Raw genomic sequence first — 13,835 nt, 5'->3', positions numbered from 1 at the left:
GACCATCGAGGCCTGGCACGACCACCGACAGCGCTGGGACGCACAACTAGAGTGGCGGAGGCCCAGGTGGGCCGCCGTGCCGAGAGGAACCACCCCCGCAGATGCCAGCCAGCCAGGAGCCCACGCCGGGGTGGATCCGCAGACTGAGCGGGCAGGTCTGGAAGCACAAGCGCGACGTGGTGATCGCATTCGGCGCCGCCGTCCTGGGCAGCGCGGGGCAGGCGATGGTCCCGCTGATCGCCCGGAAGATCGTCGACGACGTCGTGGGCGACCCCCGCGCCCCGCTGTGGCCGTGGCTGCTCCTGCTCGTGCTGATCGCGGTCGCGGTCTTCGGGCTGGCCTACCTGCGGCGCTTCCACAACGGCCGGTCGTCGCTGGCCGTGCAGTACGACCTGCGCAACCAGATCCACGACCACCTCCTGACCCTCGACCGGGCCACCCTGTCGCACCTGCCGACGGGACAGCTGGTCTCGCGCGCCAGCAGCGACACGACCCTGATCACGGGGCTGCTCAACTTCCTGCCGCTGATGTTCGGCAACGTGCTGCTGATGCTGATCGCCCTGGTGATCATGTTCGTGCTCTCGCCCCTGCTCGCCTGTGTGGGACTGGTGATCGCGCCGGCTCTCTTCGTCGTCTCCTACCGGTTGCGGATCAGCGTCTTCCCGGCCAGCTGGGACGGCCAGCAGCGCGAGGGTGAGGTCGCCGAGATCGTGGACGAGGACGTCGGAGGCGTCCGCGTGGTCAAGGCGTTCGGTCAGGAGGAGCGCGAGCTGCTCCGGATGGTCGGCGTCGTCCAGTCGTTGTACGGCGCCCGGATGCGCGCCACCCGGCTCCAGGCCCGCTACCAGCCGTTGCTCGAGGCCATCCCGACGCTGGCCCAGGTCGCGGTGCTCGCCCTCGGGGGCTGGCTGGTGATGCAGGGCGACATCACGATCGGCACCTTCCTCGCGTTCTCGACGTACGTCGGGCAGTTCGTCGCGCCGGCCCGCCAGCTCGCCGGGGTGCTCACCATCGGCCAGCAGGCCCGCGCAGGAGTCGAGCGGATCTTCCAGGTGCTCGACCTCGAGCCACAGCTGACCGATGCCCCCGACGCCACCGACCTGCCGACCCTGCAGGGTGAGATCGAGCTCCGGGACGTGCACTTCTCCTACGACGGCACCGAGATCCTGCGCGGTCTCGACCTCCACATCGGTGCCGGGGAGCGGGTGGCTCTGGTCGGCTCCAGCGGCAGCGGCAAGTCCACCGTCGTGGCCCTCGTGCAGCGGATGATCGACCCCGACCGCGGCCAGGTCCTCCTCGACGGGTACGACGTACGGACCGCGCGCCTGCGCACCTTGCGCGGCCAGATCGGGGCGGCGTTCGAGGAGAGCTTCCTGTTCTCCGACACGATCGCCGCCAACATCGCCTACGGCCGGCCCGACGCCAGTCGCGAGGAGGTGGTCGCGGCGGCGCAGGTGGCCCGTGCCCACGACTTCGTCGAGGAGCTGGTCGACGGCTACGAGACCCGGGTCGGCGAGCGCGGCATGAGTCTCTCGGGTGGCCAGAGGCAGCGGATCGCCCTGGCCCGGGCGATCCTGACCGACCCGGCGATCCTGGTGCTCGACGACGCCACCAGCGCCGTGGACGCGTCGACCGAGGAGCGGATCTTCACCGGGCTGCGTGAGGTGCTGGCCGGCCGCACCTCGCTGATCGTCGCGCACCGGGTCTCCACGCTCCACCTCGCGGACCGCGTGGTGCTGCTCGAGGACGGCCGGGTCGCCGACGACGGCACCCACGACGACCTGATGGCGCGCAACGCGTCGTACCGCGAGCTGCTCACCGGTCTCGACGAGGAGGCGGCCGCGTCGGTCGGAGACAGCATCGAGACCCTCACCGAGCTCGAGGTGACCCCCGAGGCGTGGCAGTCCGGCAACCGGGCGGATGCCGTCCGGGCCGCGGACGAGCGGCGGGCGTCCAAGCTCCCCCCGGCGGCCGCCGGCATCGGTCCCGGCATCCGCGCCGGTGGCCGGGGCGGAGGCTGGCAGATGTCCCTGGCCCCCACCCCGGAGCTGCTGGCGAGGGTCGCTGCGCTGCCGCCCGTGCGCGACCACATCACCCTCGACCTCGACCGTCAGACCGCGCCCGACCCGCACTTCTCCATGCGTGGTCTGGTGCGCGAGTTCCGCTGGTCGTTCGCGCTCGGCCTGCTGCTCGTGGTGATCGACGCGGTCGCCGCGCTGCTCGGGCCCTGGCTGGTCCACCAGGGCATCGACGACGGCGTCCGCGTCGACGCCGCTCATGTGCTGTTCGCCGTCTCCGCCGTCTTCGCCCTCGTGGTGCTGGTCGACCTGGTCGACCAGATCGCGGAGACGTTCGTGACCGGCCGCACCAGCGAGCGGATCATGGCCGGTCTCCGGGTCCGGATCTGGGCTCAGCTCCAGCGACTGTCCCTCGACTACTACGAGCGGGAGATGGCCGGCCGGATCATGACCCGGATGACCACCGACGTCGACCAGTTCGAGACGTTGATCGAGAACGGTCTGCTGGCCGCGCTGGTCTCCCTGGTCACCTTCGCCGGGGTCGGGGTCGCGCTCCTGCTGCTCGACCTGGAGCTCGCTCTCTGGACCTTCACCGTGGTGGTCCCGCTGGCGGTCGCGACCGTGCTCTTCCGCCGTGTCACCAACCGGCTGTACGACGTCGTGCGCGAGTCGCTGGCCGTGGTCAACGCCGACTTCCAGGAGTCGCTGTCGGGCATCCGCGAGGCCCAGGCGTTCGTGCACGAGGACGCGACGATCGAGCAGTTCCACCGGCTGGGGCTGCGCTACTTCGACGCCAGGCTGATGGCCCAGCGCACGATCGCGACCTACTTCCCGTTCGTACTGTTCCTGTCCGCGATCGCGGATGTGATCGTGCTCGGTGTCGGCGCCCACCTGATCGCGCAGGGCCGCCTGACCACCGGCGTGCTGATCGCGTTCATCCTCTACCTGACGATGTTCTTCTCGCCGATCCAGCAGCTCTCGCAGGTCTTCGACTCCTGGCAGCAGACCCGGGTCTCGGTCCACCGGATCGCGGACCTGATGCGCCTGCAGACCGGCACCCCCGACCCCGACCAGCCCCAGCCGCTCGGGCCGGTGCGCGGCGAGCTGGCGCTGGTCGACGTGCACTTCCGCTACCCGTCGGCCCCGGAGGTCCCGACCCTCGCCGCCAGGGGGCCGGCCGACTCCGCGCTGCCCGACCCCGACGTCGTACGACGCAAGCCGCCGGAGGCGCTGCGTGGCCTCGACCTTCGGGTCGCCCCCCTGGAGACGGTGGCCCTGGTCGGCGAGACCGGGGCCGGCAAGTCGACGGTGCTCAAGCTGCTCGCCCGCTTCTACGACCCCGACTCCGGCTCGGTCACCCTCGACGGGCACGACCTGCGCACCCTCGGCCTGCACGACTTCCGCAGCCGCCTCGGCTACGTGCCGCAGGAGTCGTTCCTCTTCACCGGCACCATCCGGGACAACATCGCCTACGGTCGCCCCGAGGCGACCGACGCTGAGGTCGAGGCGGCCGCCCGCTCGGTCGGCGCCCACGACTTCATCGCCGGGTTGCCGGACGGCTACCTCCAGCCGATCGCCGAGCGCGGCGCATCCCTGTCGTCGGGGCAGCGGCAGCTGATCGCGCTGGCCCGGGCCGAGCTGGTCGACCCGGCGGTCCTGCTGCTCGACGAGGCCACGGCGAACCTCGACCTCGCCACCGAGGCCAAGGTCGCGGCTGCGATGGCCGCCGTGGCCGGACGCCGTACGACGATCCTGATCGCGCACCGACTCCAGACCGCCCGCACCGCCGACCGGATCGTCGTGCTCGGCCAGGGTCGGGTCCTGGAGGACGGCACGCACGACGAGCTGGTGGCCCGCGACGGCCGGTACGCCGCGATGTGGCGCGCCTTCGAGCTGGTCTCGGCGGGCTGACCAGCGGCCACGGTCCGGACCGGCCGGTGGGCGACCGGAGCGGCCCGAACCGACGACTTCGGATCCGTTCGAAGGAGCCTCGACAAACTGCCGAGATCGAAACTCGAGACGCTCGAAACGACGCCATCGGCTGCGCGGACGGCGGGTGCGCGACGGGCCAGTCCCAGGGGACTAGTCACCTATGTCCGATCGTCGGCGTCACCGTGGGAGGCGAGCCCCGTTTCATCCCCGAGGAGGCACGATGAACACCACCACCCCCCATGGTGTCCACGGCTGTTACTGCGAGGACTGCTTGGGAAACCGGATCCGGCTCACCGTCGAGATGGCGAGCCGCGAGCGGCGGCTGGTGCCGTTGTGGGCCCGGCAACGCCGGTTCCGCGTCCGCCTCGCAAGCGAAGTGATGCTGCGCCGCGTCTCCTGACGCGCACGCGAGGGGCCCGCACGTCGCGCCGGACGGCCACATGGGGTGGCGCCGCCGGACGTCGCGACGATGCGGGCCCGCGTGTGACAGGCCGATACGATCAGGGGTCAATCCCCGCCTGCGAAAGCGACGTCGTACACCCATGCCTGCCACACGTTCCGATCTCCGCAACGTCGCGATCGTCGCGCACGTCGACCACGGCAAGACCACGCTGGTCGACGCGATGCTGCACCAGGCGGGCGCCTTCACGGCTCATCAGGAAGAGGCCGGCGTCGCCGAGCGGATCATGGACTCCGGTGACCTGGAGCGCGAGAAGGGGATCACGATCCTCGCCAAGAACACCGCGGTCCACTACAAGGGCGCCAGTGCTGCCGGTCATCCGAACGGCATGACGATCAACATCATCGACACCCCCGGCCACGCCGACTTCGGCGGCGAGGTGGAGCGCGGATTGTCGATGGTCGACGGGATCGTGCTGCTGGTGGACGCCAGCGAGGGCCCGCTCCCCCAGACCCGCTTCGTGCTCCGCAAGGCACTGAACGCCGATCTCCCGGTGATCCTCGTGGTCAACAAGGTCGACCGTCCGGACGCCCGGATCAGCGAGGTCGTCGACGAGACCTACGAGCTGTTCATGGACCTGCTGGACGAGCACCACTCGCAGGACGCCCTCGACTTCCCGGTGGTCTTCGCCAGCGCCAAGGCCGGCCGCGCCTCCCTCGAGATCCCCGCCAACGGCGGCTTCCCCGACTCCCCCGACCTCGAGCCGCTGTTCCGGACGATCCTCGAGACGATCCCGGCACCGACGTACGACGAGGGGGCACCGCTGCAGGCCCACGTCACCAACCTGGACGCCTCGCCGTTCCTCGGTCGGCTGGCGCTGGTGCGGGTGCACCAGGGCTACCTCAAGAAGGGTCAGAACGTCGCCTGGATCAAGCGCGACGGCACCACCAAGAACGTCAAGATCACCGAGCTGCTGGTCACCGAGGGCCTCGAGCGCAAGCCGGGCACCGAGGCCGGCCCGGGCGACATCGTGGCCATCGCCGGGATCCCGGAGATCACCATCGGCGAGACGCTGGCCGACCCGGAGAACCCGGTCGCGCTGCCCCTCATCCACGTGGACGAGCCCGCGATCTCGATGACGATCGGCACCAACACCTCACCCCTGGTCGGTCGCGAGAAGGGGTCCAAGGTGACCGCCCGGCTGGTCAAGGACCGCCTCGACAGCGAGCTGGTCGGCAACGTCTCCCTGCGGATCCTCCCCACGGAGCGTCCCGACACCTGGGAGGTGCAGGGCCGCGGCGAGCTGGCCCTGGCGATCCTGGTCGAGCAGATGCGACGCGAGGGCTTCGAGCTGACCGTGGGCAAGCCCCAGGTGGTCACCAAGGAGGTCGGCGGCAAGGTGCACGAGCCGGTCGAGCGGCTCACCATCGACGCACCGGAGGAGTACCTCGGCACGATCACCGAGCTCCTGGCCGCTCGCAAGGGCCGGATGGAGCAGATGACCAACCACGGCACCGGCTGGGTGCGCATGGAGTTCCTGGTCCCCGCCCGCGGGCTGATCGGCTTCCGGACCGAGTTCCTCACCGACACCCGGGGCACCGGCATCGCCCACCACATCTCGGAGGGCTACGAGCCGTGGGCCGGCGAGATCCGCTCGCGCAACAACGGCTCCCTGGTGGCCGACCGCAAGGGCGCGGCGACGGCGTACGCCATGACCAACCTGCAGGAGCGCGGCGTGATGTTCGTCGAGCCGACCACCGAGGTCTACGAGGGCATGATCGTGGGCGAGAACTCCCGCGCCGACGACATGGACGTCAACATCACCAAGGAGAAGCAGCAGACCAACATCCGGTCCGCGACCAGCGACAACTTCGAGAAGCTGGTGCCGCCGCGCAAGCTCTCGCTCGAGCAGTGCCTGGAGTTCTGCCGCGAGGACGAGTGCGTCGAGGTGACGCCCCACAACGTGCGGATCCGCAAGGTCGTGCTCGACCAGAACGAGCGGGCCAAGACCGCCGCTCGGGTGCGCAAGGCCGCCCGCTGACCCGGTCCTGACCGGCCGTCCCACCCCTCGGGGTGATGGATGTCGAGGACAACGATGTCGTGTTCTACGGTCCCCGCCGGGACCTCGGGCGACGCCGTAACGCTTCGCCCCGGGCCTCGTTGAACCACACACGCACGGGGGTGGGCTTCACTCCTGCGCGCCTACTCGGACCCAGGAGTCTCCTTGAAGATCCACTCACCTCTCCGCAGCCGCAGCGCGGCCGTCGTCGCCGGCGCCGTCGTGCTGACCCTCGCCGCGGGCGGGGGCGCCATGGCCGCCGGCCTGGTCACCACCGACGACATCAAGAACCACACCATCCAGGCGGTCGACCTGGCCACGGGCAGCGTCGACAGCCGCGCGATCAGCGACGCCAGCGTCACCGGCGAGGACCTCCAGAACGGCACGATCAAGGCCCGCGACCTGAACGACGCGCTCAACCAGCAGATCGCCCAGGGCGGCCCGCAGGGTGCCCAGGGACCGCAGGGTCCCCAGGGTCCGCAGGGGCCGGCCGGAAGCGCCAAGTACGTCGGTGCGGACTGGTCGATCATCGACCGCAACGTCATCGGCAACGGCGACTCCTACCTCCGCTCCGGTCCTTCCGGTGCGGGCGGCGTCACGCCGCCGATGGGGATCGGCAGCCTCGGGATCCGGACCGGATCCCCATCGGACAAGGCCGCCTTCGGTGACCAGGTCGACTTCGCCGGACAGGCCCTCGGCACCATCAACACGGTCACCTACTCGGTCTTCACCACCGGCGAGAACAACAGCGCCGCGGCGAACAACCTGCCCAGCGTCCAGTTCGAGGTGAACCCGCACACCGCCCGCACGTTCACCACGTTGGTGTACGTCCCCGTCTCGGCAGCGAGCAACGTCTGGACCAAGCTCGACGCGAGCACGGCCGCGCAGTGGTACTACACCGGCGGGTTCGGTGCCGACTCCGGCTGCAACCAGACCACGTACTGCACCCTGGCGCAGGCCGAGGCGGCCGCGCCCAACGGCACCCTGATCTCCGCCCTGATCAGCAAGGGCCGCGACTACGCCTTCAGCGGCGCCGTCGACGCTCTCCAGATCAACAACACCGTCTACGACTTCGAGCCCTTCGGAGTCTCGGCGACCACGGTGCACTGACGCAACAACCGACCGACGCGACGGCGCATCCTCTCGGGGGTGCGCCGTCGCGTGCATCCCGGGCAAACCCGGAGCGCCCGACGGTCACCGGTGGATGTGGTCCTGCCAGTCGTCGGGTACGGCGCCGGCCGGGCCGGGGACCGGCTGGTCGGCGGGGTGGCTCTGCGGGCCGGCCAGCTCCGGGCCGTCGTAAGCCTGCTCCTCGTGGAAGTCCCAGAACCAGTCCTCCCCCGGCTCGAAGCTGGCCATCACCGGATGGCCCGACTCCCGGAAGTGCGCGGTGGCGTGCTGTGCCGGCGAGGAGTCGCAACAGCCCACGTGGCCGCACGCCGCACACCTGCGGAGGTGGAACCACCAACCACCGGCGGCGAGGCACTCCACGCAGCCGGTGCCCGAGGGCGGGACGGTCGGGTCGATGGCGTCGATGCTCATCGAGTCAGCCTGCCACACGCAGCCAGGGCCGATCCCACGGGACGTTCACCGGTGAACCGGTGAAACCAACCACCGACCCAGCAACGTGCCGGCGTCCTCGAGCAGGGCGTGAAGGGCGAGGGGTACGTCGATCCCGTCGCCGACGGTGATCCGCGGGGCGGACCCGGCCACCAGGGTCGGGACGAGGGTGCAGCACAGCTCGTCCACGACGCCGGCCGCGAGCAGGTCGCGGGCCAGGTGAGGTCCGCCCTCGCACAGCATGTTGGCGAAGCCCAGGTCTACCAGCGCGGACCTCAGCGCCACGGGATCCGGCGCGTCCTCGCCCAGCACCAGCACCCGGTCGCCGAGCACCGACCGCGCGTCAGCCAGACCGGGCGCCCGCGCTCCGGTGGCGACGTACACCCGACCGGTGTCGCCCTCCAGCAGGGTCGGCGGGATCTCGCCCGACCGGGTCACCACGACCAGCGGCTTGGGGTTCGGCCGGTAGCCCTCGTCCCGGATGGTCCCGGCCCCGGCGACCACCACGTCCGCCTGTGCCCGCAGCGCGCCGAACACCCGGTGGTCGGCCTCGTTGTTGATCGACCCGCTCGTGCCGTCGCCGCCGGAGACAGCGCCGTCGACGGTGGCGACGAAGTTGAGCCGCAGCCACGGCAGCCGCGGCGGTGCGTACGCCACCCGGAGCGCGTCGTCGTCCAGGTCTGCCAGCTGTCCGAACGAGGTCACTCCACCATCCTGCCCGGTGTCCCACGGCCGGCCCGCGCCCCACGCAGCGCGTCGCCGAGGGAAGCGAGGGCGAGCCGGCCTGGGGCCGCCGCCTAGACTTCGCGGGGTGATCTCGCTCGAGGACCTGTCCGCGCTGCGGGAGAGGTTCGCGACCGACCTCGCTCTCCCCGTGACGCCGGTGCGGCTGGGCGACCTGGTGATCGCGGACGGCGCCCCGGTGCTGATGGGGACGGTCAACCTGTCCCGCGCGTCGACGTACCGCGAGAGCATCGCGGTGTCGCAGGAGTCCGCTATCCGCAAGGCCCGGGTGCAGGTCGCCGAGGGCGCCCAGGTGGTCGACCTCGGCGCCGAGTCGAGCACCGCCCGCGCGGAGCGGGTCAGCGCCGACGACCAGATCGCGGCTCTCGTGCCTGTGATCGAGGCGATCGCCGCGGAGACGGTGGTCTCGGTGGAGACCTACGAGCCGGCCGTCGTCCGCAAGGGTCTGGCCGCCGGAGCCCAGATCCTGAACATGACCGGGCGTCAGCACGAGGACGAGATGTTCACCCTGGCCGCGGAGTACGACGCGGGCGTGGTCCTGTGCTTCGTGGAGCACGACAACGTCCGCGACGCCGGCACCGTGTCGATGGAGGCCGACCCGATGCCGCACCTGGTCGACCACTTCGGCCCGCGGCTGGCCCGAGCCCGGGAGCTCGGCGTGGAGCAGGTGGTGATCGACCCGGGGATGGGCTTCTACTACGCCAACCTGGTCGACCCCACTGCGCGGGTCCGGCACCAGACGCGGGTGCTCGCCCAGTCGTTCCGGCTCCGCTCGCTGGGCGTGCCCGTCTGCAACGCCCTGCCCCACGCGTTCGACCTCTTCGAGGACGAGTTCCGCAAGGCCGAGGGCTTCTTCGCGATGATCGCGCAGCTCGGCGGGACCCACCTGTTCCGCACCCACGAGGTCGCGCACGTGCGCGCGGTGCTCAGGGCGATGGGGGACCTCTCGGTCGGCTGAGCCCTAGCCGAGGTGCCCGCGCACCGACACGTGCCCCGAGAGCAGGTTGCGGGCGATGGTGCGGCGCTGGATCTCGTCGGTGCCCTCGTAGATGCGCAGCAGGCGCAGCTCGCGGTACCACCGCTCGATCGGCAGCTCCCGGGTGTAGCCCATGCCGCCGTGGATCTGCAGCACCCGGTCGACGATCTGGTTGGCCTGCACCCCGCCGTACAGCTTGGCCATCGACTGCGACTGCCGTGAGTCGATGCCGTTGTCGACCTGCCAGGCCGCGGTCAGCACCAGCCAGCGAAGCGCCTCGATCTCCACCGCCGAGTCGGCGATCATCCACTGGATGGCCTGCCGGTTGGCGATCGGCTCCCCGAAGGTCACCCGGTTCTTCGCCTGCTCCATCGCCATCTCGACCAGCCGCTCGCAGGCACCCAGCGCCCGGGCGGGCAGCATGAAGCGGCCCTTGCCGATCCACTTCATCGCCAGCGCGAAGCCGCGACCCTCCTCGCCGAGGATCGCGGAGTGCGGCACGCGCACGTCCTGGAACGACAGGGACGCCGGCCCCCACTGGCCCATGGTCGGGATGGTCGCCGACGTCCACCCGGCCTCCCGGTCGACCAGGAAGCAGGTCACGCCGCCGTCGGCGCCCTTCTCCTTGTCGGTCACGGCGAAGACCATGCAGAAGTCGGCGATGTCGCCGCCGGTGATGAACGTCTTCTCACCGTTGATCACCCACTCGTCACCATCGCGTACGGCGGCGGTGCGGATGTTGCGGGCGTCCGAGCCGGCGCCGGGCTCGGTGATCGCGAAGCAGCTGTAGCGCTCGCCGCTGATCGTCGGCTCGAGATAGCGCTTCTTCTGCTCGTCGTTGGCGTGGAACAGGATGTTGTCGGCATCACCGCCGAACTTGAACTGCACGAACGTGCGACCGAGCTCGATCTCGATCAGCGCCGCCATCAACGAACCGAGCCCCATCCCGCCGTACTCCTCGGGCGTGAGCACGCCGAAGAAGCCGGACTGCTTGGCCTTCTCCTGGAGCTCGCGCAGCTCCTCGAGGGTGAAGCCGCGCTCGCCCCGGCGCTCGCGCTCGAGCACCTGGGGCTCCAGCGGCATGAGCTCCTTGGTGACGAACGTGCGCACCCAGTCGCGGATCTCGCGCTCTTCGTCGTTGAGGGTCAGGTCCATGGTCGCGACCCTACCCACGCGGAGCGAGGGGCCGGCGCGAGGTCAGCCGAGGAACGCGCGGACGGCCTTCGCCAGCCCCCGCGCGTACGACGCCCGCCCGACCCGCGACGTCATCCTCGTCGCGTCGCCGGGGTTGCGCATGTTGCCCAGCTCGACCATCACGGTCGGGATGTCGGACAGGTTGAGGGTGGCCAGGTCCGAGCGGAAGTCGAGACCGTCGCCGCCGGCGAGGTAGTTGGCGACCGGCAGCCCGCTCGCTTGCAGGGCGGAGCGGGTGTCGAGGGCCAGCCGGCGCGAGGAGCGGTAGATGTCAGAGGTCCACGGCTTGCGATCGGTGGGCGCGATCACGTGGAAGCCGTGCGCTCCGGCGACGTAGGAGCCGTCGCCGTGGATGCTGATCTTGAGGTCGGCCGGGCGCGCGTTCCCGGCGCGACCGCGCCGGTCCACGCACGGGCCCCAGCGGTCCTCGCGGTTGGCCTGGCGGGTCAGCCGGACCTCCGCGCCCAGCGCCTCGAGCCGGTGCTCGAGGAGCCGCGCGACCTGCCAGGTGAAGGTCGCCTCGGGGTAGCCCGCGTCCGTGGCGGTGCCGGTGGTCTGGCAGGCCTTCTCGAAGCCACCGGCCGGCACCAGCCGGTTGATCTCGGCCGGGAAGTTGTGGGCGCCCAGCTGGTGACCGGGGTCGAGCACCACCGTGCGTCCCTGGAGCGGGAGCGACGTGCCCACCGCCTGCTCCGGCGACGCGAGGTAGTCGTGGGCGGCCGAGGCCGGGACGGCCGTCGAGACCGTCGCGGCGACGCCGGCGACCAGACCGGCCGCGGCGTACCTGGCTGCGCGACCTCGAGCCCTCACTCGTAGCCCAGGACTTCCTGCCGTCGGTCGGCCCACGCCAGGGCCGAGGCGATCGCGTCGTCGATGCTCAGCTCGGTGCGCCACTCCAGGAACTCGGTGGCCCGGTCGACGTTGGCGAAGGCACCGATGGCGTCGCCGGGTCGCGGCGGCGCCTCGGTGATCGGGACCTCGTGGCCGAAGACCCGCTCGAAGGCGGCGACCAGCTCCCGCACGGTGACGCCGTCACCACGACCGACGTTGAGCGTGACGCTGGGCTGCCCGGACGCCTCGATCACCTCGTCGAAGCGCTCGACGGCGCGCACGTGCGCCTGGGCGAGATCCCACACGTGGATGTAGTCGCGCAGTCCGGTGCCGTCGCGCGTGGGCAGGTCGGTGCCGGTGACGGTGAAGGAGTCCTTCTGGCCGCGGGCGGCCATCACCAGCTGCCCGAGCACGTGGGAGGGCTCCTTGGCGTAGATACCGGACTCGAGGTCGGGGTCGGAACCGATCGGGTTGAAGTAGCGCAGGATGATCGCGCGCAGGTCGGTGGCCGCTGCCATGTCACGCAGCACGTGCTCGATCATCCACTTGGTCCGGGCGTAGGGCGAGGCCGGCTCCACGGGGTCGCTCTCGGTGACCTCGAAGTCGTCCTTGACCGCGTAGAGCGAGGCCGACGAGGAGAACAGGATCCTCGGCTTGCCCAGGCCGACGAGGGCGTCGAAGAGCTCCAGCGACTTCGCGACGTTGTCGCGGTAGTACTCGTAGGGCTTCTCGACCGACTCGGGTACGACGATCCGCGCCGCCATGTGGATCGTGGCGTCGAGGTCGGGGTGCTCCTCGACGATCCCGGCCACCAGCCCCCGGTCGGCGATGTCACCCTCGTAGAAGATCCGGTCCCGGACGAAAGCCAGCGGACCGGTGAGCAGGGAGTCGAGGACGACCGGGACGTGACCGGCCTCCTCGAGCGCCTTGGCGGTGGTGGAGCCGAGGTAGCCGGCACCGCCGGTGACCAGGATCTTCATGCGAGCAGGGTAGCCGCCGACCTCCGACAGCCGCGCGGCAGTGGAACTGGCACAATCACCGCATACCCAGCGCACTCATCACCGGGATCACCGGACAGGACGGCCTCTATCTGGCCGAGACCCTTCTCGACAAGGGCTACGACGTGCACGGCCTGATCCGGGGGCAGAACAACCCCAAGCTCGACCTGGTCCGGGCCCTGGTCCCCGACGTGCGGATCCACCACGGCGACCTGACCGACCTCTCCAGCCTGATCCGGGCCCTGCGCGACTCGGACCCACAGGAGGTCTACAACCTCGGCGCCGTCTCCAACGTGGCCTACTCGTGGGAGAACGTCGCCCTGACCACCGACGTCACGGCGAAGGGCACCCTGACCGTCCTGGAGGCGATCCGACTGCACGTCGACGACGACCTCAGCGCGATCCGCTTCTACCAGGCCTCGAGCTCGGAGATGTTCGGCAAGGTCACCGAGGTCCCGCAGCACGAGCGGACGCTGCCCTGGCCGCGATCGCCGTACGGCGTCAGCAAGGTCTTCGGGCACTACATGACCATCAACTACCGCGAGTCCTACGGCATGCACGCCTCGTCGGGGATCCTCTTCAACCACGAGTCACCACGCCGCGGCCCGGAGTTCGTGACCCGCAAGATCAGCCAGGGCGTGGCCCGGATCAAGCTCGGCCTCCAGGACGAGATCGTCCTGGGCAACCTCGACGTGCAGCGCGACTGGGGCTTCGCGGGCGACTACGTCGAGGCGATGTGGCTGATGCTCCAGCAGCCGGAGGGCGGCGACTACGTGATCGCCACCGGCGAGACCCACTCGGTCCGCGACTTCGTCGTGGCCGCGTTCGCCCACGTGGGCATCGACGACTGGCGCCGTCACGTCCGCCAGGACCCGCGGTTCATGCGCCCGGCCGAGGTCGACCTCGTCGTGGGTGACGCCACCCTGGCCCGCGAGGTGCTCGGCTGGAAGCCCACGGTGTCCTTCCGCGAGCTGGTCGAGATGATGGTCGACTCCGACCTCGAGGCGACCCGCCAGGGCTGGTGACCCGGTCGGGTAAAGGATTTCCGCGAACCGTCCACCCGCTCACGGCGGCGCCGATAGACTCGTCTGGCAACGATTTTCGGGCGGGGCGCAGGGGGTGT

The 13,835-nt window shown here is 70.6% G+C and carries 11 protein-coding genes; 6 read left to right on the top strand and 5 right to left on the bottom strand.

Annotated elements, in window-relative coordinates; translation table 11 throughout:
- The first annotated feature begins 101 nt into the window (after positions 1-101).
- The 4 genes from E3N83_RS16875 to E3N83_RS16860 all read left to right on the top strand — a co-directional run bounded on the left by E3N83_RS16875 (position 102) and on the right by E3N83_RS16860 (position 7,519).
- Complete coding sequence (locus E3N83_RS16875; RefSeq protein WP_151084310.1) at positions 102-3,929, top strand: ABC transporter ATP-binding protein; 3,828 nt, start codon at positions 102-104, stop codon at positions 3,927-3,929.
- 241 nt (positions 3,930-4,170) lie between these two features.
- Complete coding sequence (locus E3N83_RS16870) at positions 4,171-4,350, top strand: hypothetical protein (RefSeq protein ID WP_151084309.1); 180 nt, start codon at positions 4,171-4,173, stop codon at positions 4,348-4,350.
- Between the two features lie 142 nt (positions 4,351-4,492).
- Positions 4,493-6,391 carry a translational GTPase TypA gene (gene typA / locus E3N83_RS16865; protein WP_151084308.1) on the top strand — a complete coding sequence of 633 codons (1,899 nt, stop codon included), beginning with the start codon at positions 4,493-4,495 and terminating at the stop codon, positions 6,389-6,391.
- 183 nt (positions 6,392-6,574) lie between these two features.
- Positions 6,575-7,519 carry a hypothetical protein gene (locus tag E3N83_RS16860; protein WP_151084307.1) on the top strand — a complete coding sequence of 315 codons (945 nt, stop codon included), beginning with the start codon at positions 6,575-6,577 and terminating at the stop codon, positions 7,517-7,519.
- An 84-nt stretch (positions 7,520-7,603) separates the two neighbouring features.
- On the opposite strand, the gene E3N83_RS16855 is transcribed toward E3N83_RS16860, so the two are convergent.
- Both E3N83_RS16855 and E3N83_RS16850 read right to left on the bottom strand, forming a co-directional pair.
- Entirely contained in the window at positions 7,604-7,951 is a 348-nt protein-coding gene (locus E3N83_RS16855; RefSeq protein ID WP_151084306.1) for a UBP-type zinc finger domain-containing protein, read from the bottom strand.
- Between the two features lie 45 nt (positions 7,952-7,996).
- Positions 7,997-8,674: a dihydrofolate reductase family protein gene (locus E3N83_RS16850; RefSeq protein ID WP_238342953.1), complete on the bottom strand. Its 678-nt coding sequence runs from the start codon at positions 8,672-8,674 to the stop codon at positions 7,997-7,999.
- Between the two features lie 106 nt (positions 8,675-8,780).
- Here E3N83_RS16850 and E3N83_RS16845 point away from each other — a divergent pair, with 106 nt between their 5' ends.
- Positions 8,781-9,671, top strand: coding sequence for a dihydropteroate synthase (locus tag E3N83_RS16845; protein WP_238342952.1), 891 nt, complete (start codon positions 8,781-8,783; stop codon positions 9,669-9,671).
- A 3-nt stretch (positions 9,672-9,674) separates the two neighbouring features.
- Here E3N83_RS16845 and E3N83_RS16840 read toward each other — a convergent pair whose 3' ends face one another.
- The 3 genes from E3N83_RS16840 to galE are packed head-to-tail and all read right to left on the bottom strand — an operon-like array spanning position 9,675 to position 12,694.
- Positions 9,675-10,844: an acyl-CoA dehydrogenase family protein gene (locus tag E3N83_RS16840; RefSeq protein ID WP_151084303.1), complete on the bottom strand. Its 1,170-nt coding sequence runs from the start codon at positions 10,842-10,844 to the stop codon at positions 9,675-9,677.
- Positions 10,845-10,886: 42 nt separating this feature from the next.
- Positions 10,887-11,693, bottom strand: coding sequence for an N-acetylmuramoyl-L-alanine amidase (locus E3N83_RS16835; protein ID WP_151084302.1), 807 nt, complete (start codon positions 11,691-11,693; stop codon positions 10,887-10,889).
- Complete coding sequence (gene galE / locus E3N83_RS16830) at positions 11,690-12,694, bottom strand: UDP-glucose 4-epimerase GalE (protein ID WP_151084301.1); 1,005 nt, start codon at positions 12,692-12,694, stop codon at positions 11,690-11,692. Before galE ends, E3N83_RS16835 begins: the two co-directional genes overlap by 4 nt.
- Positions 12,695-12,756: 62 nt before the next feature.
- Between galE and E3N83_RS16825 the strand changes: the two genes are divergently transcribed.
- The gene (locus E3N83_RS16825; RefSeq protein WP_151084300.1) at positions 12,757-13,737 is read left to right on the top strand and encodes a GDP-mannose 4,6-dehydratase; all 981 of its coding nucleotides are present in this window, start codon (positions 12,757-12,759) and stop codon (positions 13,735-13,737) included.
- Positions 13,738-13,835 lie beyond the last annotated feature (98 nt).

It is taken from the genome of Nocardioides cynanchi, assembly GCF_008761635.1.
Classification (GTDB): Bacteria; Actinomycetota; Actinomycetes; order Propionibacteriales; family Nocardioidaceae; genus Nocardioides; species Nocardioides cynanchi.
The sequence above is the reverse complement of the archived record's forward strand: the minus strand, read 5'-3'. Positions and strand labels throughout refer to the sequence as shown.